Genomic DNA, 20,302 nt, shown 5'->3' on the forward strand with positions numbered 1-20,302 from the left:
GCGGTCACCGCCGTTTCGCTTCGGCGCGTTCCTGCAGGCCCTCGCCGAGCAGGCTGAATCCGAACACGCTGGCCAGCAGGAACAACCCGGGCGGTACGGAGGTCCACCAGCGGCCGGCGACCACGTCGGGTGAGCCGAGGCTGATCATCGACCCCCATTCGGCGGTCGGCACCGAGATGCCCAGCCCGAGGAAGGACAGCCCGGCCAGGGTCAGCATCGCCCAGCCGCAGCCCAGCGGGGCGATCACCCGGACCGGGGTGAGGCTGTTGGGCAGCACGTGCCGCCAGAGCACCCCGACCGGGGACGCGCCGGAGGTGACGGCGGCGTCGATGAACGGCAGCTCGCGGACCGAGCGGACCTCGGCGCGGACCAACCGGGCGTAGCCGGGGGCGTTGACCAGGGCGATGGTGAGGATCAGGTTGACCGTGCCGCCACCGAGCAGGGCTGCCACGGCCAGGGCGAGGATGAAGGTGGGGAACGCCTGGAAGATGTCGAGCAGCCGCATCAGCACGTCGTCGAGCCAGCCGCCGAAGTAGCCGGCGACCAGGCCCAGGGTGGTGCCGACGACCACGGCGAGGGCGACGGCGGCGACCGCGATGCCCAGGTCGAGCCGGCCGGCGTGCAGCACCCGGCTCCACACGTCCATCCCGTTGATGTCGGTGCCGAGCAGGTGGCTGCCACCGGGTGGCAGCAGCGTACCGGCGGGGTCGATCTCCTCCGGGCCCCACGGCGACAGCAGCGGAGCAGCCAGCGCGGCCAGGGCAACCACGGCGAGGATCGTCGCGCCGACGGCGATCAGCACGGTGGCGAACCGGCCGCCCCGGGCGGTGCCGGCGGCCACCACCGGCGTGGCGTCGTCGGCGCTGTCGCCTGGCCCGCCGGCCGCACGCAGGTCAACCATCAGATCTTCACTCTCGGGTCGAGGATCGCGTGCACGACGTCGGCGATCAGGAAGACGAGGACGTAGCAGACGGCGATGAGCAGTACGGAGGCCTGCACCACCGGGAAGTCGCGGTAGAGCAGCCCGCGCAGCGCCCACTGGCCGAAGCCCTGCCACGAGTAGACGTACTCGATCAGCACGGTCGAGCCGATCGCGGTGCCGAAGACCAGCGCGGCCAGCGACGGCAGCCGTACCAGGGTGGCCCGGATCAGGTAGCCGCGGCGCAGCAGCCGCTCGCGCAGCCCGTGCGCGGCGGCGGCGGTGTACGCCTCGGAGTGCAGCACCTCCAGGGCGGAGGCGCGGACGCTGCGCAGCAGCGGCGCCACCACCACGATCGCCAGGGTGGCGACCGGCAACGCCAGGTGCCCGAGCGCGGAGGTGAACGCCGGCCCGTTGGCGGTCAGTGCGGCGTCGATCAGTTCGGCGCCGGTGATCGGGGTGAGGTTGGTGTCCGGGTCGACCCGGCCGCTGGGGGCCGGGAACCAGCCGAGCATGCTGTAGCCGACCAGGACCAGCACCAGGCCGAGCCAGAACTCCGGCACCGAGTTGCCGATCAGGGCGAGCACCCGGATGCCGTGGTCGGCGGCCCGGTCGGCGCGACGCGCCGACCAGATGCCGCCGACCACGGCGATGAGCACCGCCACGGTGACCGCCAGTACCACCAGTTGCAGGGTGGGCCCGACCCGCAGGGCCAGTTCACCGGCGACCGCGTTGCCGCTCTGGATCGAGGTGCCGAGGTCGCCGGTGGCCAGCCCACCCAGGTAGTCCAGGAACTGTTTCCACAGTGGCTGGTCCAGGCCGTAGCGGGCACGGGCCGCCGCGGCCTCCACCTCGGTGGCGTTGGGGCCGAGGATGGTCCGGATCGGGTCCCCGGGCAGGACCCGGACCAGGACGAAGGTCGCGACGATCACGCCGAGCAGCACCGGGACGAGTTGCAGCAGCCGGCGGGCGACGAAGCGGGCGATGCGCATGAGGGGTGGTCGCCGCCGGTGGTCAGGCCGAGGCGCTCAGGTAGCGCAGCCGGGCCAGCCCGTCCATGGGCTGGACCCAGCCGGCGACCTGTTCGCGGACCGGCAGGTTGAAGTTGGGCTGGCAGAGGATCACCCACGGCACGTCGGCGGCGAGGATCTCCTGGACCCGCAGCCACAGTTCGTTACGCTCGTTGGCGTCCACGATGGTGTGCGACCGCTCGTAGATCTCCTCCAGCTCCGGGTTGACGTAGTTGGAGTAGTTGAGGTTGGCACCGTCGACGAAGCTGGTCGCCAGCATGTACTCGACGTCGTTGACCCACAACTGCCCGGAGGTGATCTGCAGCGGGATGTTCTTCTGCTGCCGCCGCTCGGCCAGGGTGGCCGGGTCCAGCGGGGTCAGTTCCAGCTCGATGCCGACCTTGCGAGCCTCGCTCTGGACCAGCACGGCGATCTGCTGCTGGGTGTCGTTGTCGGTGGCGTAGACCAGCTCTGAGGTGATCTGGTCGACCCCGGCGGCGGCGAGCGCGGCGCGGGCGGCGTCCGGGTCGTAGCCGTACGGGTACCCGCGCTCGTCGTAGCCGGGCATGTCCAGCGGCACCAGGCTCTTCGTCGGGCGGGCGTCGCCGCCGTACACGTTGTTGATGATCTGCTCGTACGGCACCGCGTGGGCCAGGGCCTTGCGCACGTCGACGTTGTCGAACGGCGCGGTGGTCACCGACATCTGGATCGCGACCTGTTCGTTGCTGGCCGCCGAGATGACCTTGATGCCGTCGGCGGACTTCAGATCGGCGATGTCACGCTGGCTGATACCCAGCGCCACGTCGATGTCGCCGGCCTGCAGCTGCAGCCGCTGGTTGGCGGCGGCCGGCACCACCGAGATCCGGATGGTCCGGGCCTGTGCCGGGTCGGGGCCGGGGTAGCCGTCGTTGGCGGTGAGCACGATCTCCTGGCCCTGCACGGCCCGCTCGACGTTGAAGTAGCCGCCGGTCGGCGCGTTGTTGGCGAACCACTCGGTGGCCCACGGGTCGGCGTCGGTGGCGTGCTTCTTCGCTTCCTCGGAGTCGAACACGTACAGCGAGATGGCCTGGATCTGCCGGGTCAGCGCGCTGGGGAAGGCCTGGGTGAACTGCACCGTGTAGTCGTCGACGACGGTGATCTGGTCCGGTTCGGTCAGCCCGATGGTCCGGTAGATACCGGCCACGTTGGCCTGGGCGGCGAACGCCCGGTCCTTGGACCACTTGACGTCGGCGGCGGTCATCTCGTTGCCGCTGGCGAAGGTGACGCCCTGACGCAGCTTGAGGGTCCAGACCGTCTGGTCGGCGTTGGGCTCGAACGACTCCGCGAAGGTGGCCACGATGTTCTCGGTGTCGAGGATCCGGGATCCGTCGGCCTCGGTCACCCCGTAGTCGATCATGTAAGGGAAGACGTTCTTGTACAGCATCAGGGCGACCGGGTCGAAGCCCACGAAGTCCTGGTCCCAGCTGCTGAGGTAGCTGGAAACGGCGATGCGCAGGGTGTCGGTGCCGGTGCCCGGCGAGGCGTTGCCGGAGCTGTCGGTGCGCGACCCGGAGGCGCAGGCACCGGTGGCGAACAGCAACGTGCCGATGCCGCCTAGCTGGAGCACCGACCGGCGGGAGAGGGCGGGCGAGGCGGATTCGCCACGCGGAGAGGTACCAGCCATGGGAGAAGTCCTCCGTCGTCAACGGCGAGGGTTACCAGAGAAACTAGCGGTGACTGTGCGTGAAGCGTCTGGCGAGCTGGGTAGCGAAGTTCGGCCAACCACTCCCCGTGTTCTATCAGGCTGAACGTCAGTGAACAAGAGGTGAAACCCGTTCACCGCGACAATCGCGCGACCGGCCACGCACCCAGGCCGAAAGGCCGAGCCAGGCAGGCGCAACTTGTTCACGGTATTTCACACAGCTGATACATCGGCCACCCGGCGCGGCGACAGCCAGGAGGTTTGCCCCGATTGCTGGATCTTGGGCGAATCCACCACCCGCCCACCAGCCCCGGTGACCTGACGTGATCGACAAAAGTTGATGCGGGGCCTAAGCTGCCAGACTGACCTCTGGTAGCGCTCCCACCGTCCGTACCCTGCCGGAGGCGCACCGAACAAGGAGGAAGTGGCATGCGCCGCTGCACCGCGAGCGTACTCATCGCAGTGGCCGCCCTGACGCTGGCCGCCGGTTGCGGCACCGCGTCCGGCGGTACCCCGGGCACACCGACGGCCCCGGTCGTCTCCGCGCCCGAGACCCGGGAACCGATCCAGGTCAACGTGGCCGACGCGCTCAGCGTCGCCCAACAGGAGTTCAGCCTGATCGCCAGCGGCGACTGGTCCGGCGCGTGGCAGCTGTGGACCGAGGAGGCCAAGAAGTCCGTCCCGGAAGAGGTCTTCGTCACCACCAACGAAGCCTGTCCGGTGCAGGACGGGGTCGAGTTCGAGCTCCAGGAGGTCAATCCGGTCAGCGAGACCGCCGTCGACCTCACCTGGCGACGCGACGACACCGTCGGCAACAGCTCGATGCGGCTGGAACAGGACACCTGGCGGTTCGACCCGGGCGGCGGCGTGCTCGTCGAGTACGCCTCCGGCGCCGACGACGCCATCGCCAACCGTCAGGCCGCCGGCAGCTGCCCCTCCTGACCACCCGCCGGTCACCCTGCGCACACGCGGATGCCCGGCCCCGCGCCGCGAACGTCGGCGGCCGGGGCCGGGCACCCCACGGGTACGGCTACCGCCAGGCGCGGCGGCGCTTGTTCTGGTGCATCATGTCGCCCGCCCGGCGCAGCAGATTCGAGGTGCGCGACGGACCCCGACGCGACTCCACCACCGAACTGAGCTTGCGCGCGCCGGCCGCTGCCAACGGCACCGCGATCGCCACGACCGCCCAGCGCTTGATCATCCTGCCGACCATGGTCGCCTCCTTCGTCGCGACGGGGTGTCCGCCACGTGCTCTCGGCGAACTCATACCCATCGACCCGCCCCGGTACGCCTGCCGACGCCGGCGGCGACGCCCGATCGCCAGCGGGTCGGTGTCAGTCCGCCGTCGGCATCAGTCCGCCGTCGTCGGCATCCGCAGCACCGTCGTCGGGGCGGCACCGGCGTCATCGGCGGTGACCAGGAACAGCTCCAGCTCGTTGCGGCCCGGCACGAACAGCTCCTCGTCCGGGATCAGACCGACGAACCGCATCCGTCCCGCCCGGTCCCGGGCGGCCTGCACCACGGTGCCGACCCGACCGTTGAGTGCGATCGCGATCGGCGCGCCCACCGGCACCGAATCGGGCAGGGTGCCGTGCGCCAACGCCGGCAGCAACCCGCTGTCCGGATCGACGTCGCCGTACGCCGACAGGTTCGCCACGATCGCCGACGGCCCGGTGCCGGTCACCGTGAGATCCTCGACCGAGGTGCCGATCAGCTCGGCGGCCGGCAACGGTGGCCAGACCGGCCGGGCCGCACTGCCCGCTCGTACGGTGGCGAAGTGGGTCGGCCCGTCCATCGTCATCGGCTGCCCCGCCGGCTGGTCGAACCGCTTGTCGGTGGTCTCGCGCTGCCCGCGCAACGCCGAGATGCCGTCGGTACGCCAGGGCACCTCGATGCCGGCGTGGTCGGCGACGGTGGGCAGCAGGTCGACGTGTTCCCAGTTGCGATCGTCGATACGGTCGGCCTGCTGACCCGGTTCCTTGACGAACAGCGGCACCCAGGCGAGTTCGGGTGCGGCCCGGAACTCGGCGTCCATCTCCCGGCCGGCGACCCCCTCGGTGAAGCTGCCGCCGTGGTCGGCGGTCACCACGATCAACGCCTCGTCGTAGAGCCCGGACTCGCGCAGGGTCCGCATCGCCTCACCGATCAGTACGTCGGTGTAGCCGACCTGCTCGATGTGCCGTTGGTGGGTCAGTCGGGCCCACCAGGTGCCGTCCCAGGGCAGGCCGGCGGGGCCGTGGTAGCGGGTCCCCGACGGCAGGTACGTCCACGGCGAGTGCGGCATCAGCAGATGCAGGAAGTGCAGCGTCGGGGCCTCCTGCGGCTGCAGCGAGGCGAGAAACTCGGTGAACCGGGCCGGCTGGTTCTCCGACAACCGGCTCATCCGGAACTCCGGACCGGTCTCCGGGGCCTTGTCGTTGGCCCGGATGTCGTCGGCGACGGTCGGCTCCCGGAAGCTGTCGGCCGGGTCCGCCAGCGAGTCCCGCGGAGAGACCAGCTGGCCGTACAGGGTGGCGGTCTCCCGCAGCATGACCGGCAGGCTCCCCCGGGCCTGCCCCGGCCGGCCCCGGCAGTGTTCCGGCGGGCACAGCTGGGTGACGTTCTCCCAGGCTTCGATCTGGTACTCCGGACCGAGGAGGGTGAACAGATTCTCCGGGTGCTGCGAGTAGTGCGGGGTGACCTCACCGGTCGGGTACCGACCGGTGAGCATGGCCGGTACGGCGGAGACCGTCTTGCCGCTGACCGCCGTCGCGTTGCGGTACCAGGTGGCGTCCGCCGCGAACTCGGCGAAGTGCGGCACCCGGTCGGCGTCGAGTTCACCCCGTTCGTCGAGCAGCGACACCAGCGGGAACTCGTCCAGGAGGATGATCACGACCGGCGGGTGCGGGCCGATGCTGCGCCCGGCCGCGCTCGACGCCTCGCCACCGAGCAGCACCGCCGACGACGGCGACGCGACCGCGAACAGCAGGACGAACACCAACGGCCCGACCGCCGCGACCCGCAGCACCTGTGCGGTCACGGTGAATCGGGCGTACGCCACCACCGCCACCACCGCCACCACCGCTGCGGACGCCAGCAGCAGCGGGCCGCGCAGGTCGGTGAGCGCCTTGCCGACCTGGACCGCCAGCAACGTGCCGAGACCGCCGAGCAGCAGCAGGTGGGTCCACCGACCGACGGCCGTACCGAGCAGGCCGGCGAGCCGTTCGACGCCCCAAAGCACCAGCGGAGGGCCGAGCGCGACGATCGTCACCAGGGTGAGTACCGCAGGAACGCCCGCGCCGTGGAAGAAGAAGAAATCCGGGCTGCGGCCGATGACGTCGAGCAGCGGCTGGGTGACGGCCAACCCGCTGAGCGCGGTCAACTCCAGCAGACCGTGCCAGGCCGGTCGGCCGGCGGAATCACCTGTCGGCTCGACGGAATCGCCCGTCGACCGCGTCGGGTCATCCGTCAGCTTCACCGGGTCATCTACCGGCGGAGCCGGTGGATCGGTCACGCTGGTACGGTCGTCGGGCTCCGGCTCGGTCACGGGTGCACTCCTATCACACCCGCCCAGGCCGCCCGACGGCACACCGTCACCTTGCCGACCAGGACGACTCCTCGTCACCAGGACCCTCTTCGGCAAAGGAACTTAACATCTATGAAACTAGATTAACCCTCACCATCGTGGCATGATCATCCGAAAGTCATCTTTCGCTTCCATGGAGTCACCATCACGCCGGTTTGACCCAGCAGTCAGGTGACGGACGAGACCACGTACAGGTGATCGAATGCCCAACGCGTCAGCCCTGCGCGCGGCGCACCCCCGCCGGGCGGCCCGCCGTGACCCCGGGACCGTCTGATGCGGACGGTCTCCTCGTCGGCCGGCGAGGCCCTGCAGACCGCCGCAGAGCAGGGCAGGATCTGCGCCATCGCAACCGCCGGTCACCGCGACCTGGCCGCCCGGGCCACGGCGTACCCGGCGCTGCTGCCCCACCGGCCGTTCGACCCGTCGGTCTTCGCCGCGGTCGCGATGGCCACCGCGTTCGCCGCCCCGTGGTGCACCCCGGAGCAGCTGCGGTCGGCCAACCGGGCGACCATCTGGGGGTACGCGGCGCACTGGCGGATCCGACACATCGAATCCGACGACGACGTCATCGTCCTGATCGACCGCTGCCGGGCCGTCGCGCACGGGGCACCCGCCGGACAGCACGACGAACTCGGCCGGTTCCTGGCCGAGATCGTCGCCGAGCTCACCCCGTCACCCGCCTTCGCCGCCCGACGTGGCCTGTGGTGGGCCGAGCTGGAACGGATGTTGACCGCCCTGCACCGCGAATGGCGGTGGCGGGCGGCCCAGCGGGCCGAGCCGGACGGTCACCGACCAACCCTGCACGAGTATCTCGACAACTCCGCGACCATCGGCTCCACCTTCGTCGACCTGACCCACTGGCTCCGGTCGGGCGATGGCCCGGCCATCGCCCACCTGCACGAGCTGATCACGGTCAGCCGCGAGGTGCAGCGGGTGCTGCGGCTGGTCGCCGACCTCGCCGCGCCACCCGGGCGCGACAGCGCGTCCGGTGGACTCGACACGCTCCTGGCAGCGGACCGGGTCACCCTGCAGGAGCAGATCGGACACCTGGTCGACCGCTGCCGGGAGCTGCTGCGTCCGCTGGAGGTCCGCTGCCCGCACCACGCCAGCTACCTGTCGCGCCAACTCGGCTTCAGCAGTGGCTTCCACCGGATCACCGACCTCTGGGGTGGACTGTGACCATCACCGACACCTGGCCCGGCACCCTCGCCCGGCTGTTGCACCCCCCGCGCCGTCGGCAACCGACCCCGCTCGACCACGACTGGACCCGGCCGGCCCAGGAACTCGTCGACCAACTGCTCACGACGGCCGGACCTGGCGACGAGGTGGCCGCCGCCGCCGAGCGCGCCCGGGTGCTGAGCACCCTGCTGCGGGTGGACCTGACGGTCCTGGTGGCGCCGGAGCTGATCGACTCGCTACAGGCCGTGGTACGGCCGGGCGGACCCGCCAACCCGACGGCACCGGGCCTGTCGACCAGACAGGCAGCGCGCCCGCCCGCACGGCCGGCAGCGACCGACGTCGGCGCCACCGCGCTGATCTCGTACGCCCTTGCGCTGCTCGGCCGGCCAACGGACCCGACGGCGCTGCTCGACCACGCGACGGACCTGACGGCGCTGGGCGACCAGCAGGCCGACCTGCCCGCCGGCGCCGACCCGGCCGCGCCGGTGACCGCCGAGGCGTACCTGCTCGAGGCGCTCGCCGCCTGCGACGCCGGCAGACGCTACGGCGACGTGATGGCGGCCCGGCGTACCGTCAGCGCCCGCCTCTGCGACCAGCAGCGCCCCGACGGGTCCTGGGCCGGCCGGCCCGCCGATTCGCCCTACGCCACCACCGCCTGCTGCGCACTGGCGCTGCAGGAGGCCGGCCTGGGCGCCCGTGCCTCCGCCGCGGTGCTGCGCGCCGTCGACTGGGTCCTGCGTACCCAACGGACCGACGGGTCCTGGGGGCGGTGGTCAGGCACCGCCGAGGAGACCGGGTACGCGCTGCAGGTGCTGCTGGCCACCACCGACCCGCCCAGCGCCCGGATGGCGCAGGCGGCCGCCCGTGGCCGCGCCCACCTCGGGACGCCGGACGCCCGGTGCCCCGGCACCCGGACCGACGTCACCGGCGGTGGACCGGGCCGGTCGGGGCGCGTCGTGCGGGCCGGCATCCTCGCCGCCGGGCATCTCGCCCGCCGGGTGGCCGACGGCGACGCGTTCGGGCCCGCTTAGCAGCGGGCCGGGGAGGTGTGACGGGCGGACGGGGGTCACGACTGCGTACCCGACCGCTCGCCCTGCTGCGGTCCTGCTGCACGCTGTGCGCGGTCGCGGTCTGGTCCACTCGACGCGACGGATTGCCGCTGCTGCTGGTCGGGGTGCACGACACCGCGCTCGTGCCGGTCCCGGCGGCACTGGTCACCGTCGACGAATGCCCGGCGTCCACGGCGGCGCAGCCGGCATCCGCTCGGCCAGTACGCCGCAGGCGGAGCACCGTCGGGTCGACGGGAACCAGCGGTCCTCGAACGCCCGCTTCACGGTCCTGGACACAGTCCACGGTCTAGCGGTTCGGTCGTGAGCCGTGGGGGGTGTGTGGGGTGGACGCCGATCCGCCTCGGCGGCGGATCGGCGTGGCCTGTCCCGCTGCGCAGGAGTTCCGTTTCCTCCCCGGCCGCAACGCCGAAGTATCCACGGAAGGAATCTGATGACCGGTGGCCGTACCGACCCCACCATCAAGGGCTGGACCTGATCTCCCTGGTCGTCACGGTCCGCTGGCCGGGCGCCGCCGACACCATGGTAGGCCGGAACAGCGCGGCATCCTGCAGTTGTGCCACGCCCCGCTGGCGGTCGCGGAGATCGCCGCCCACCTGGACCTCCCACTGGGCACCGTCCGGGTGCTGCTCAGCGACCTGCTCGGTGTCCGTGGTGCCGATGATCCAGTGCTGGAGCTGTCGATGATCCAGGTACGGAATCCGTCGGCGGCGGGCGGCCGGACCCGACGACGTCCTGGCCGCGATCCTCGACGGGCTTCGGACGTTGTGACCAGCGCCGGGCGGGTGTGACCAGCGCCGGACCTTGACCAACGACACAGGCCGGCGGGACCTCCGACCCTGTCCCGGGCATCCGCCAGTGCCTGATCCTTGACGTGTCGGTGGAACTGGTACCGACATCGATCAGACAGGGGAGGGGATCGAGATGGCGGCACACACCACTCACCCGGCAACAGTCAGCGGGCGCGACCAGTCCACCACCGCTACGGCGCCCCGATTCGGCACCGCGATCTGGGCGGTGGCCAGAATCGCCCTGGGATTCATCTTTCTCTGGGCCTTCCTCGACAAGCTCTTCGGCCTGGGCAAGGCCACCCCGAGCGAGCGTGCCTGGCTCAACGGTGGCTCGCCCACGACCGGCTACCTGAGCAACGTGGAAGGTCCGTTCGGCGGCTTCTTCGGCGGTATGGCGGGCCAGGCCTGGGCGGACTGGCTGTTCATGGCCGGGCTGGCCGGCATCGGCGTCGCACTGATCCTGGGCATCGGAATGTGGATCGCCGCCGTCTCCGGCTCGCTGCTGCTGGGCCTCATGTGGTTGGCGGCGCTGCCGATCGCGAACAATCCGTTCCTCGACGACCACCTGGTGTACGGGCTGGTGCTGCTGGGGCTGGCAGCCACCGGCGCGGGCCTGCGCTACAGCATCGCCGGCTGGTGGACGAGCCTGCCGATCGTGCGGCGCAACGCCTGGCTGCGCTGACCGACTGATCCCATCGTGGCCCCGCTGACCTGGTCAGCGGGGCCACGACTCGTTGCGGGCACCGGACCTGATCATCCGGAATGCACATGAGCGCCGGCCTCGGGCAATTGCTCAAGGCCGGCACCCACGTCCATCAAACGGCAGCTACCGAGCGTCCGAACCGGACACTCACCGCCCTGGGCGGTCGTCGCCTGAACCAGGCGAGCATCACTGCACCTCTATGCTAGACAGGCAGGACGCCGCCGGTAATGGTTTGTGGGCCATCCCACGTCGACGACCGGCACGCCAGCGCGTCCGGCCGCGATCACCCGACCGGTGTCGGCATTGCCCGGCCAAGTCGAGGGATTCACCCCGGGCACCGGCCCTGGCCAGCGGTAAATGCCGCCCGGAACGAGATCGATCCGGGCCCGGACGGCGACCGACGGACCACGGACAATGACGGAAGTGTTGCGGATTGGCATGGCAATGCGTCAGACTCAATTCCGAACACGGCCGTATCCCGAGGAGTGAGCACCTGTGGCCAAGAAAGTCATTACTCTGCTGACCGACGACCTTGACGGCAGCGAGGCCGATCGGACGGTGGAGTTCTCGCTGGACGGTGTCAGTTACACCATAGATCTGTCCGAGAAGAACGCCGGCAAGCTGCGCAAGGCGCTGGACGCCTACATCGCCGCCGGCACGAGGGTCAGCCGTAGTACCGCCACGGGGCGAGGAGGGCGGGGCAGCTACACGGCACCGCCGGCCCGGTCCGACCGCGAACAGAACCGGGCGATCCGTGAATGGGCAGCCAAGAACGGCTACGCGGTCTCGGAACGGGGCCGTATCCCGGCGAACGTGATCGCCGCCTACCACAAGGGCTGACCTACGCCCCGGGCAATTGCGGGTACAGGTGCCGGCAGGTGGCCCGGTCAGGTATCGGCGCCGACGGTGCCGCCGGAAGGGGAATCCCTCCGGCGGTAGGGCGGATCATCCGTCGGCGCCCACCACCGGCAGCGGTGGCCGGTCGACCGGCCCCGGTCCGGCGGCCGCATCCGGGCTCACCGGGATTCGTGTTCGGCGGCCGCCAGCGGAATCAGTCGAACGCCACATGATCGAACGCGAACTCGCCACTCATCTGCGCACGACGCTCCCGCAGGGCGTGCAACCGTCGACGCAGCTGGGCGCGGTCGCACAACTCCGGCTCGACAAGTTCGAGTGTCTTCAGCCGCTCCCCGACCGCAGCCGCCGCCAGATCCTCGGCGAATCGCGCCGGCTCAATCCCACACTGCAGGCGGTGCGGACAGATCCGCACCCGCTCAAACAGAAAACGGCCTTCGCGTACCGACAGCCATGCCCACCCCTCCGCTGATCCGTCTTTCCACCGTACGTGCAGCCCACGCAGCAGCGGGTCGGACAATTGTCGACCGACGAAGGCCTCCACGGCCCGCGCCCGGGCCACCGCGCCCAGATCGTTGACGTACCCGGTCCGGCCGTCGGGCAGCCGACCCACGATGTCGCGGTAACCGGGCTGTCCGACAGTGGAACCGTCCGGGTCCACCCCGTCCACCCCGCCGATGCGCTGGAACGCTCGCGCGTCCAGGATGTACTCGACGACCCGGCGGCCGAGCCCGGCAGCGGCGAACGCCGGTGACTCGACCCGCAACAGCTCCAGACCCAGTGCCTCGCAGACCGCGTCCGTCATCCGCTCGTCCCGCTGCTGCCCGGTCGTCCGCGTCGCCGGGTCGACGAAGGCGACCACGAATTCCGGGCGGTGATCCGTCGGGTCGCACACCACGAAATCGAACTGTGCCCGGGTCGCGACGCTCCACTGACGTGTCGTCACGCCCGGTGGGCGACGGCCCACCAGCTGGCTGAGCCGCCGGTCGGGTTGGACGACCCGGCCCGCGCGCTCGAACAGCTCACCGCGCGCGAGCGCGGCGGTATGTTCCGCAGGGCCGAGCAATGGGCGCAGCCAGGATTGCCGGGAGCCGTCGTCGTTGGTCATCGGATTCCTTCCGTGGATACTCCGGTCTTCAGGCCGTCGCGGAAACGGAACTCCCGCGGAGCGGGACAGGGCAAGTCGATCCGCCGCCGGGGCGGTTCGGCGTCGATCCAAGGCGCTTGCCGCCCGCAGCAAGGCGTGGACCCGACGTCGGGAACGGGTCACCTACAACGCCACCTCGGCGATGCTCACGTCGTGGAAGAAGACCGACGAGTTCGCGTTCCTCGCCGAGGTGTCGTCGGTGCCGTTGCAACAGGCGCTGCGGCAGAGGTCGCGGCGGTCGGCGGAGTACACGGCCAGCGCGTTCCGGTGGCGCGACGGCCGGCTCACCCTGGCGAAGATGTCCGAACCGTTGGACAGCGTCTGGTCGCGGCCCCTGCCGGAGGGTGTATCGCTGTCGACGGTGACGGTGTCGCAGGACCTGGCGGGCCGCTGGTTCGTCTCCCTGCTCTGCGACGACCGGATCGAGCCGGCCCCGGCCTGCTCGGGCTCGGTGGGGGTCGACGCCGGTCTCGACAGCCTGTTCACCCTCTCGGGCGGGGAGAAGATCCCCAACCCGGGGCACGAACGCCGCGACCGGCATCGGCTGACCCGCGCCCAGCGGAACCTCGCGCGGAAGGCCCAAGGCTCCGTGAACCGGGCCAAAGCCCGGCTGGCGGTGGCCCGCGTCCATGCCCGGATCGCCGACCGCCGCCGTGACCACCTGCACAAGCTGACCACTCGGCTCGTTCGTGGAACCCAAACGATCGTGATCGAGGACCTGACCGTCCGCAACATGAGGGCCAACCACAGTCTGGCCCGCGCCGTCTCGGATGCGGCCTGGCGGCAGTTCCGCACCATGCTGGCCTACAAGGCCGACTGGTACGGCCGGGATCTGGTGGTCGTGGACCGCTGGTTCCCGTCGACCCGATGATGCTCCGCCTGCGGCGCACTGGCCGAGCGGATGCCGTTGCATGTGCGGTCGTGGACCTGCCGGTGCGGGCAGGCGCATGACCGGGACGTCAACACGGCCCGCAACACTCTCGCGGAGGGGCTCTCCGTGACTGCCTGTGGAGGCGGTGTAAGACCCCAACGGACGCACGTCCGGACAGGGCGGTCGTCGGCGAAGCAGGAACCCCCTGGGACGACCCAGGGAATGCCCGTCCTTCAGGGCGGGGAGGATTGTCAACGCACTGTCCGTCACGTCGCAGCGAACCACACCGCGCCGCGGTCGGCGCGAGTGCCGACCATGCTAGATGTTCACCGGAGTACGCCCACCGACGGACACCGACAGCTGCCCGTGGCGGTCGTGGCGGCCGGCCCGAGAACTCAACCGCCCGTGGCGGCCGGCCCGGGGAGCAGCCGCAACGCCAGCTCCGGGCAGTTGGCCACCGCCCGGTCGGCGTGCCGGCGCAGCGCCGGCGGCACGACCGGTTCCCGGCTGCCGTCGACCGACACCGGAAAGCCCCAGTCGTCGCGGGTCAGCAGCTCCGGAAGGAACTCGATGCACAGCCCACGGCCGTCGCAACGGGCCCAGTCGATTTGCAGCCGCGCGCCATCCGGTTGCTTCACCTGTCGTCACTCCTAACGGCGCCACCCCGAGGAGACCGTGTGCGGGTCCTCACGATAGCTGTTGGAGTCCCCGGCCGGCGGGTAGGTCGTCCGACGGTACATGTCCGTCGCGTCGTAGGTCGGTCCCGACTCGGCACCGTGGGCCGGCTCCACGCCGGTGCCGTACGCCGGCTCCGCCGCCGGATAGGCCGAGCCGACCGGGTCGTAGCCTTCCCCGCGGTACATGGCCACGTACTCGGCCGCCGGCTGGTACCGCAGATCGTCCGACCAGTCCGGATCGGAGGCGGGTACGGGCGCCTGGTACGGCGGACCAGGATCGGCATAGCCCGGGTCCGGGTAGCCCGGGTCCGGGTAGCCGGGATCGGCGTAGCCGGGATCGGCGTAGCCGGGATCGGCGTAGCCGGGATCGGCGTAGCCGGCGGCGGCGTAAGGGTTCTGCGCCCGGGCGTCCTCGGAGTAGGTCGCCTGGCCGTAGCCGCCGTACGCATCGGACCCGCCGTACGCCGCTGGCGTGTCGTCCGCCGCCGCCGACGCGTTCACCGGCTGGTAGCTGGCGGCCGGTTTGCGGTACATGTCGAGCAGGCTGCCACTGGTGGTCGTGCCGGCGTACCCGGAGACCGGCGGTGCGTAGCCGCCGGTGGTCGACGGGTAGGACCACTGCCGCACCGGCCGCGCCTCGACACCGTCGATGGGTCCGGCAGCTACCTGGTGGACCGGGGCAGCGTCCGACGTGTGACGGGCCGGGGTGGCGTCAGACGCCCGGCGGGCCGGGGCGACGGTACCGGGCTGCCGTGGTCGGGGGCGCAGCCACAGGACGAATCGCCAACCGAGCGCGCCGAGTACTGCGACCAGGCAGACGACGCTGACGGCCAGCATCCAGGGCTCGCCGCTGTCGGTGCCCGTACCGATGGAATGGCCGAACGCCGCCGGCCAGGAGGCGTACGCCAGCCAGTGCAACGCCCGCCACAGCCGGGGCCGTAGGTGCCGACGCAGCAGGCTCGTCACCACCAGGACCAGCATGACATCGCTGGCCACGGTGCCCATCCCCATGTAGAGCGGCCGGTACTGCGCACCGAAGGGGACGAACAGGTCGTAGACCCCGAGTTTGGCGTACGGGTCGAACAGCAGGGTCACGACATGAACGGTCAGCAACCCGATCGACAGCAGCGCCGCGTTACGGTGCACGAGACTGACCGCGAACCGGGGCAGTCCGAATGCAGGCCGCCCGGATCTGCTGCCGACGCCGAGCACCACCACCACCGACAGCAGGATGAGTGCCATCACCCCGGTGCCGCGCGCGACGAACCACCCGGCTTCCGTCACGACGTCCCCTCCTTGGCCGACCAACTGCCGACGGTGCGCACCGTGCCGTCGGCCGCCACCAGACGGGCCGACGCGCCGAGGTCAGCGAGCCATCCCGGCGCGGCGGTGCCACGTACCAGCGCCGCCGTGCTCAAGGTGTTGGCCCGTACGCAGGTGTAGGCGGCCACCGACACGCTGCGCCAGACCCGGCCGGCCGGCAGTCCAGTCCGTGGATCGACGATGTGGTGCATCGTGGTGTCCCCGGCGAGCCACTGCCGGCTGACCGTGCTGGACGTGGCGACCGCCGCGCCAGCGGGCAGCTCGACCACGCAGTACGGGTCGTCGGGCTGGTCCTGGACCCGGATCCGCCAGCCCCCTTCCGGGGCGGCTCCGGCGGTGGCGATGTCTCCCCCGAGGGCCACCAGGGCACCGACCCCACAGCGCCGGGCCACGTCGCGGGCGCACCGGTCGGCGGCCCAGGCCTTCGCGGTCGCGCCCAGATCGAGCTGCACACCGTCCGGCACGGTCAATCCGTTGCTGTCGAGCCGGATCTGGCGCCAGTCCACTGCCGGCGGTGCCGGCGGGACGACGGCGGGTCGCCCGTGCACGGTCACCCAGCGTAGATCGTCGTCGTACCCGAGCCGGCACAGCGCCGCACCGACCGTCGGATCCACGTCACCGTCGGTCTCCCGCGCGGCGCGAAGGGCGACTGACAGCAGGCCGGCGAGCAGCGGGCTGACCGGTACCGTCGCGCCACCCGCCCGGCCGGCCCGGACCAGCTCGGAATCGGGCCGGAACCGGCTACAGGCGGCGTCGACGGCGTCGAGGACGTCCTCGACGATCGCTCGAGCGGCCGACACCGCAGCCGGGTCGGTCACCACGACCCGGGCCAGAGTTCCCCACACCTGCCACTGTGTACAGTCACGCCCCACCGGCAGAGTCTCCAGCAGCGGCATCGGGTCACGACCCGCCGGTGGTCGCCTGGCCTGGCCCGTCCCCGCCGTCGGTGACCTCGGGGAACTCTTCGGCCGGCGGCTGTTCGCCAGCAGCCGGGGCCTCGGCGGCCGGGTCGGCGGTGGCCGGTGGCGCCCCGTCCGGGGCGGACTGGCCGTCCTCCACCGCCGGTGGTGGCGGGTCACCGGGTACGACACCGGCCGGGACGACGGTCTCCTGCTCCGCGGTGTGCGCGGCATGTGCCGCCATGGCGACCCCGAGTGTGCCGGCGATGCTCACCGCCGCCAGACCACCGGTGAGCATCGTGACCCGCCGGTATCCGCGTTCCCGCTCCCCCAACGTCGCCTCCTGCGTCAGCGCCGGCGGGCCCCCCGCCGTCACACCGGGATACGGCTGCGACCGTCCCCCGGTTCAACCCGCCAGGCATCACCCGAACCTCGGCCTGCGGCGTACCCCACCCGGTGATTTACAGCGCCGCCGATCGATGGCACCGTGTCCACAGCGGAGGGCGAGCCGTCCTGCGCTTCGGACCGACGGCCGGAACCGGCCGCGGCCGATCGGCGACGAAGGGAACCGGATGTCGACAAGAACAGGGCGGGCGTCGGCGGCGACGCTGACGGCGATAGCGGCGGCGCTGCTCATGATCGTGTCGCTGGCACCGGCCAGCCAGGCGGCTGGCTCGGGATTCTCGCACCTCAACCCGGGTGGCGCACCGAACCTCACCGAGAAGGTGCCGGTCAACGTGGTGTTCCTCGGATACCAACCGGCCCAGGTCGACCGGGACACGTACCTGGCCGGCCTGCCGAGCGGCTACGAGCCGGTGGTGCGGTCCCGACTGGGCTACGACCAGGTGGAGAAGCTCGGGCTGACCTACACCTACGACTACCGCGTGCGGTACGCGGACAAGCGGTACGAGAACCGGTTCTTCGCCGAACTGGGCCGCCTGGCGACACCGGCTCCGCTGACGGTCTACCAGGAGCTCTACAACGAGCAACGTGACGCGGTCACCACGATCACCGACAACCACCACATCGACGCGGCCAGCGTCGAACGGTGGCTGGCGCTCAATCCACCGGCGGGGGTCGACACCCGGCGCAACACCATCTTCTTCATCAACTGGTTCGGTCGGTCGGACTTCAAGTTCCACGTCTACACCAAGACCAACGAGCCGGACCCGGACACCGGCTACAACTTCGGCACCGAACGGGACAGCCGGAAGGTCAGCGCGTGGGGCGGCACCACCGCCGACGACGAGGAGAACGGATACGGCGTCACCCGGCGGGTCTGGTTCCACGACCTGTCGGCCGGTCCGGAGTCGTGGACGGAGAACTGGAACGTCGACGAACCGGATCTGGACGGCAACGGCGTCGAGGACTACCGGATGCCGCCGACCTGGGAGTACACCGCCGACGGCTACCGTTCCCCCGACGCGCTCGCCGGTGACCTCAGCCTGATCACCCGGTACGTGGCGCTGAACCTGCTGTTCACCACGTCCCCGCTGTACCCGGCCGAACTGCCGACCAGCCGGCCACCGAAATCGATCAACATCGACAGCAACGTCTACGAGGGCTGGGACGGGGTCGACGCCTCCGCCACCTACCTGGACAAGGAGCTGCTGCAGCAGGAGCTGGCGGAACTGCGCTGGCGCAACGTGCTCGACCACGACGATCAGGACCTGCCGTTCGAGGGTGAGGCACGGCGCTGCTACCTGGCGACGATGGTCGACGACGAGTCCTGCTACCCCGAGCTGGGCTACGAGCCGTTCGCCAACTTCTACCTGCAGAGCACCTTCGAGCTCGACCGGGTGCTCGACGACCAGGGCCGGGTCGACTACGAGATGCCGGTGTTCAGTTACGCGGTGCCGGCCGGCACTCCGGTGCCCGCTCTCGGTTTCGCCGAGGACAACTACACCGACGGCACGCAGTCGTACGTCTACGCCTTCGTCTCCCCGGAGATCGTGTCGTCCGGCTACGGGCTGACCACGACGTTGATCCACGAGGTCGGGCATCACCTGGGCATGTCCCACCCGCACGACGGCTACGACAGCGAGTCCGGCGTCGACTACGGTCCGGCCGACGAGTTCTTCTTCGCCTGGTACGGCGACCAGGTCAACTCGATGATGAGCTACATCGACCTGAACTGGGACTTCAGCCAGTTCGACCGGGACAACAGCGACCGGTTCCTCACTGCGGCGTACAACGAGGCGGCGAACCGGCTGGCAGGTGAGGTCCTGGACAGTCGGCACGCCGGCCGGGCCCGTGGTGAACTGCGGGCGGCCGACCGGCTCCTCGGGGCGGCCCAGCGGTCGCTGAGCCGGCACGACTACCGGCAGGCGCTGATCCAGGCCGAGCAGGCGTACGACAGGGTGACCGAGGCGGCGCGGCGGGCCGGCGTACCGACCGACTCCGCCGCCGAGGCGATGGCCACCCGGGCCGCGCAGGCGCGCAGCGTCGTCGAGGACCTCGGCGGGCCGCACGAGTTCATCGACACGTTGGGGCCGGACGGGCCGCGTAGCCAGCCCTGACCCCGACGGGCGGGGGTGCGGCGTCGCGCCGGCACCCCCGCCCACCGCCCAGGCCGGACCGGCTCCGGGGCTGCATGCTGTCCGGGTGACGGGACGCACCACCCGTACGGCATCCTAGGACGAACCGCCCTGCCCGGTCAGCCGACGCAGGTCGGGTCGATCGCGGCCGGCGTACCGCCGCTCGCCACCACCAGGCCGAAGGTGATCGCCGAGGCCGGCGCCACCGTCCCGTTGTAGGCTACGTCGCGGACCACGACGGACTGTCCGTCAGCATTTACCTGGCCACCCCAGGCCGCCTGGATCCGCTCGTCCCCGGGCCACTGCCAGGAGACCGCCCAGCCGTGCAACGGCCGCGACCCGATGTTGCGGACAGTGACGGTGCTGAGGTATCCGCCGGGCCAGCTCGCGTCCACCACTGCGGATGCGACACACCCGGTCGCCGCAACCGTCCGGGCCGGACCACCGATGTGGAGCATCTCCTGGCGGCCGTCGGCACCGGCGAACCGGAACCAGTACGCCGTACCGGGTGTCAGCCCGTCGACGGTGATCGACCCGTGCTGATCCGGGCCCGACGTCGCGCTCGCCACCGGGTCACGTCGCTGCTGCGCGTCGGCCTGGCTGGTGTACAGGGTCATGGTCAGCGGCAGCGTGAAGCCACACGGTGGGCCGACCACGAACATCGAGTAGCTGATCGTGACGCTGGTCTCGGTCGTGCCGGTCACCGACGCCGTCAGCGGCAGCACCGGCGGGCACGCCGGAGGCGGGGTCGCCGTGGCGGCGGTCACCGGCGGTGGGGCTGCCTGGGCCGGGCCGGCCCAGGCGGCGGCGGTCACGATCGCGGCGGTCAGCGCGACGCCGAGTCGGTGCGGCATTACGGGCTCCTCGTGAGCTGTCGGGGCAGGTCGGGCCGGCGGACCAGAGCGCACGGCACCTCCGGCGGGGGTGACGCGGCAGGTGCTGCCACCGGTGGGCCGGATCGCCACCACAGTGGGTATGGCGACCGGGAACGGAATTCGACGGTGCGGTTTCGGACGGCCCGCACTGGCTCCGGTGCGACGGTCCCGAAATTCTGACACGCTCCAATGATCGTTACAAC

19 protein-coding genes and 1 pseudogene are annotated in these 20,302 nt (G+C 71.0%); 8 read left to right on the forward strand and 12 right to left on the reverse strand.

Annotated elements, in window-relative coordinates:
- Window positions 1-4: 4 nt before the first annotated feature.
- From O7623_RS08015 to O7623_RS08025, 3 genes are read right to left on the reverse strand one after another with little or no spacing between them, the layout of a single operon-like run.
- Window positions 5-901: an ABC transporter permease gene (locus tag O7623_RS08015; RefSeq protein ID WP_282227963.1), complete on the reverse strand. Its 897-nt coding sequence runs from the start codon at window positions 899-901 to the stop codon at window positions 5-7.
- The gene (locus tag O7623_RS08020; protein ID WP_282227964.1) at window positions 901-1,911 is read right to left on the reverse strand and encodes an ABC transporter permease; all 1,011 of its coding nucleotides are present in this window, start codon (window positions 1,909-1,911) and stop codon (window positions 901-903) included. Before O7623_RS08020 ends, O7623_RS08015 begins: the two co-directional genes overlap by 1 nt.
- 22 nt (window positions 1,912-1,933) lie before the next feature.
- A complete protein-coding gene (locus O7623_RS08025; protein WP_282227965.1) occupies window positions 1,934-3,592 on the reverse strand; it encodes an ABC transporter substrate-binding protein in 1,659 nt (552 codons plus the stop codon).
- A 447-nt stretch (window positions 3,593-4,039) separates the two neighbouring features.
- Here O7623_RS08025 and O7623_RS08030 point away from each other — a divergent pair, with 447 nt between their 5' ends.
- Window positions 4,040-4,552: a hypothetical protein gene (locus tag O7623_RS08030; protein ID WP_282227966.1), complete on the forward strand. Its 513-nt coding sequence runs from the start codon at window positions 4,040-4,042 to the stop codon at window positions 4,550-4,552.
- 88 nt (window positions 4,553-4,640) lie between these two features.
- Here O7623_RS08030 and O7623_RS08035 read toward each other — a convergent pair whose 3' ends face one another.
- Both O7623_RS08035 and O7623_RS08040 read right to left on the reverse strand, forming a co-directional pair.
- A complete protein-coding gene (locus O7623_RS08035; protein WP_282227967.1) occupies window positions 4,641-4,823 on the reverse strand; it encodes a hypothetical protein in 183 nt (60 codons plus the stop codon).
- Between the two features lie 138 nt (window positions 4,824-4,961).
- The gene (locus O7623_RS08040; RefSeq protein ID WP_282227968.1) at window positions 4,962-7,136 is read right to left on the reverse strand and encodes a sulfatase-like hydrolase/transferase; all 2,175 of its coding nucleotides are present in this window, start codon (window positions 7,134-7,136) and stop codon (window positions 4,962-4,964) included.
- A gap of 312 nt (window positions 7,137-7,448) precedes the next feature.
- Between O7623_RS08040 and O7623_RS08045 the strand changes: the two genes are divergently transcribed.
- Both O7623_RS08045 and O7623_RS08050 read left to right on the forward strand, forming a co-directional pair.
- Window positions 7,449-8,354, forward strand: a complete 906-nt coding sequence (locus O7623_RS08045) for a terpene synthase family protein (RefSeq protein ID WP_282227969.1) — start codon at window positions 7,449-7,451, stop codon at window positions 8,352-8,354.
- Entirely contained in the window at window positions 8,351-9,385 is a 1,035-nt protein-coding gene (locus tag O7623_RS08050; protein ID WP_282227970.1) for a prenyltransferase/squalene oxidase repeat-containing protein, read from the forward strand. The genes O7623_RS08045 and O7623_RS08050 overlap by 4 nt, the downstream gene beginning before the upstream one ends.
- Window positions 9,386-9,568: 183 nt before the next feature.
- On the opposite strand, the gene O7623_RS08055 is transcribed toward O7623_RS08050, so the two are convergent.
- Window positions 9,569-9,700 carry a hypothetical protein gene (locus tag O7623_RS08055; RefSeq protein ID WP_282227971.1) on the reverse strand — a complete coding sequence of 44 codons (132 nt, stop codon included), beginning with the start codon at window positions 9,698-9,700 and terminating at the stop codon, window positions 9,569-9,571.
- A gap of 266 nt (window positions 9,701-9,966) precedes the next feature.
- Here O7623_RS08055 and O7623_RS31340 point away from each other — a divergent pair.
- From O7623_RS31340 to O7623_RS08070, 3 genes and pseudogenes are all read left to right on the forward strand, one after another.
- A pseudogene (locus O7623_RS31340) lies at window positions 9,967-10,065 on the forward strand (DUF742 domain-containing protein); the annotation flags it as partial.
- Between the two features lie 280 nt (window positions 10,066-10,345).
- Window positions 10,346-10,894 carry a hypothetical protein gene (locus O7623_RS08065; RefSeq protein WP_282227973.1) on the forward strand — a complete coding sequence of 183 codons (549 nt, stop codon included), beginning with the start codon at window positions 10,346-10,348 and terminating at the stop codon, window positions 10,892-10,894.
- A gap of 516 nt (window positions 10,895-11,410) precedes the next feature.
- Window positions 11,411-11,755, forward strand: a complete 345-nt coding sequence (locus O7623_RS08070; protein WP_282227974.1) for an Lsr2 family protein — start codon at window positions 11,411-11,413, stop codon at window positions 11,753-11,755.
- Between the two features lie 211 nt (window positions 11,756-11,966).
- Here the strand turns inward: O7623_RS08070 and O7623_RS08075 are convergent, their stop codons facing one another.
- Complete coding sequence (locus O7623_RS08075; RefSeq protein ID WP_282227975.1) at window positions 11,967-12,878, reverse strand: DUF2726 domain-containing protein; 912 nt, start codon at window positions 12,876-12,878, stop codon at window positions 11,967-11,969.
- A 181-nt stretch (window positions 12,879-13,059) separates the two neighbouring features.
- Here O7623_RS08075 and O7623_RS08080 point away from each other — a divergent pair, with 181 nt between their 5' ends.
- Entirely contained in the window at window positions 13,060-13,788 is a 729-nt protein-coding gene (locus tag O7623_RS08080) for a transposase (protein WP_282227976.1), read from the forward strand.
- Between the two features lie 395 nt (window positions 13,789-14,183).
- Here the strand turns inward: O7623_RS08080 and O7623_RS08085 are convergent, their stop codons facing one another.
- Genes O7623_RS08085 through O7623_RS08100 form a run of 4 tightly spaced genes read right to left on the reverse strand, consistent with a single transcriptional unit; the run spans window position 14,184 to window position 17,063 of the window.
- The gene (locus O7623_RS08085; protein WP_282227977.1) at window positions 14,184-14,426 is read right to left on the reverse strand and encodes a ferredoxin; all 243 of its coding nucleotides are present in this window, start codon (window positions 14,424-14,426) and stop codon (window positions 14,184-14,186) included.
- 12 nt (window positions 14,427-14,438) lie between these two features.
- Window positions 14,439-15,749 carry a ferric reductase-like transmembrane domain-containing protein gene (locus tag O7623_RS08090; protein WP_282227978.1) on the reverse strand — a complete coding sequence of 437 codons (1,311 nt, stop codon included), beginning with the start codon at window positions 15,747-15,749 and terminating at the stop codon, window positions 14,439-14,441.
- Entirely contained in the window at window positions 15,746-16,633 is an 888-nt protein-coding gene (locus tag O7623_RS08095; RefSeq protein ID WP_282227979.1) for an FAD:protein FMN transferase, read from the reverse strand. Before O7623_RS08095 ends, O7623_RS08090 begins: the two co-directional genes overlap by 4 nt.
- A 55-nt stretch (window positions 16,634-16,688) precedes the next feature.
- Window positions 16,689-17,063, reverse strand: coding sequence for a hypothetical protein (locus O7623_RS08100; protein WP_282227980.1), 375 nt, complete (start codon window positions 17,061-17,063; stop codon window positions 16,689-16,691).
- Between the two features lie 196 nt (window positions 17,064-17,259).
- On the opposite strand from O7623_RS08100, the gene O7623_RS08105 reads away from it, so the two are divergent.
- Window positions 17,260-19,206 (forward strand): hypothetical protein, encoded by a 1,947-nt coding sequence (locus O7623_RS08105; RefSeq protein ID WP_282227981.1) that lies wholly within the window; start codon window positions 17,260-17,262, stop codon window positions 19,204-19,206.
- A 137-nt stretch (window positions 19,207-19,343) separates the two neighbouring features.
- On the opposite strand, the gene O7623_RS08110 is transcribed toward O7623_RS08105, so the two are convergent.
- The gene (locus O7623_RS08110) at window positions 19,344-20,078 is read right to left on the reverse strand and encodes a cellulose binding domain-containing protein (RefSeq protein ID WP_282227982.1); all 735 of its coding nucleotides are present in this window, start codon (window positions 20,076-20,078) and stop codon (window positions 19,344-19,346) included.
- Between the last annotated feature and the right edge of the window lie 224 nt (window positions 20,079-20,302).

The organism is Solwaraspora sp. WMMD791, from assembly GCF_029581195.1.
In the GTDB taxonomy this organism is placed as follows: Bacteria; Actinomycetota; Actinomycetes; order Mycobacteriales; family Micromonosporaceae; genus Micromonospora_E.

Bases quoted from the DNA above. Each gene is read 5' to 3' on its own strand.
- O7623_RS08015 (WP_282227963.1), bottom strand. From the start codon at position 901: ATGGTTGACCTGCGTGCGGCCGGCGGGCCAGGCGACAGCGCCGACGAC.
- O7623_RS08020 (WP_282227964.1), bottom strand. From the start codon at position 1,911: ATGCGCATCGCCCGCTTCGTCGCCCGCCGGCTGCTGCAACTCGTCCCG.
- O7623_RS08025 (WP_282227965.1), bottom strand. From the start codon at position 3,592: ATGGCTGGTACCTCTCCGCGTGGCGAATCCGCCTCGCCCGCCCTCTCC.
- O7623_RS08030 (WP_282227966.1), top strand. From the start codon at position 4,040: ATGCGCCGCTGCACCGCGAGCGTACTCATCGCAGTGGCCGCCCTGACG.
- O7623_RS08035 (WP_282227967.1), bottom strand. From the start codon at position 4,823: ATGGTCGGCAGGATGATCAAGCGCTGGGCGGTCGTGGCGATCGCGGTG.
- O7623_RS08045 (WP_282227969.1), top strand. From the start codon at position 7,449: ATGCGGACGGTCTCCTCGTCGGCCGGCGAGGCCCTGCAGACCGCCGCA.
- O7623_RS08065 (WP_282227973.1), top strand. From the start codon at position 10,346: ATGGCGGCACACACCACTCACCCGGCAACAGTCAGCGGGCGCGACCAG.
- O7623_RS08075 (WP_282227975.1), bottom strand. From the start codon at position 12,878: ATGACCAACGACGACGGCTCCCGGCAATCCTGGCTGCGCCCATTGCTC.
- O7623_RS08080 (WP_282227976.1), top strand. From the start codon at position 13,060: ATGCTCACGTCGTGGAAGAAGACCGACGAGTTCGCGTTCCTCGCCGAG.
- O7623_RS08105 (WP_282227981.1), top strand. From the start codon at position 17,260: ATGTCGACAAGAACAGGGCGGGCGTCGGCGGCGACGCTGACGGCGATA.
- O7623_RS08110 (WP_282227982.1), bottom strand. From the start codon at position 20,078: ATGCCGCACCGACTCGGCGTCGCGCTGACCGCCGCGATCGTGACCGCC.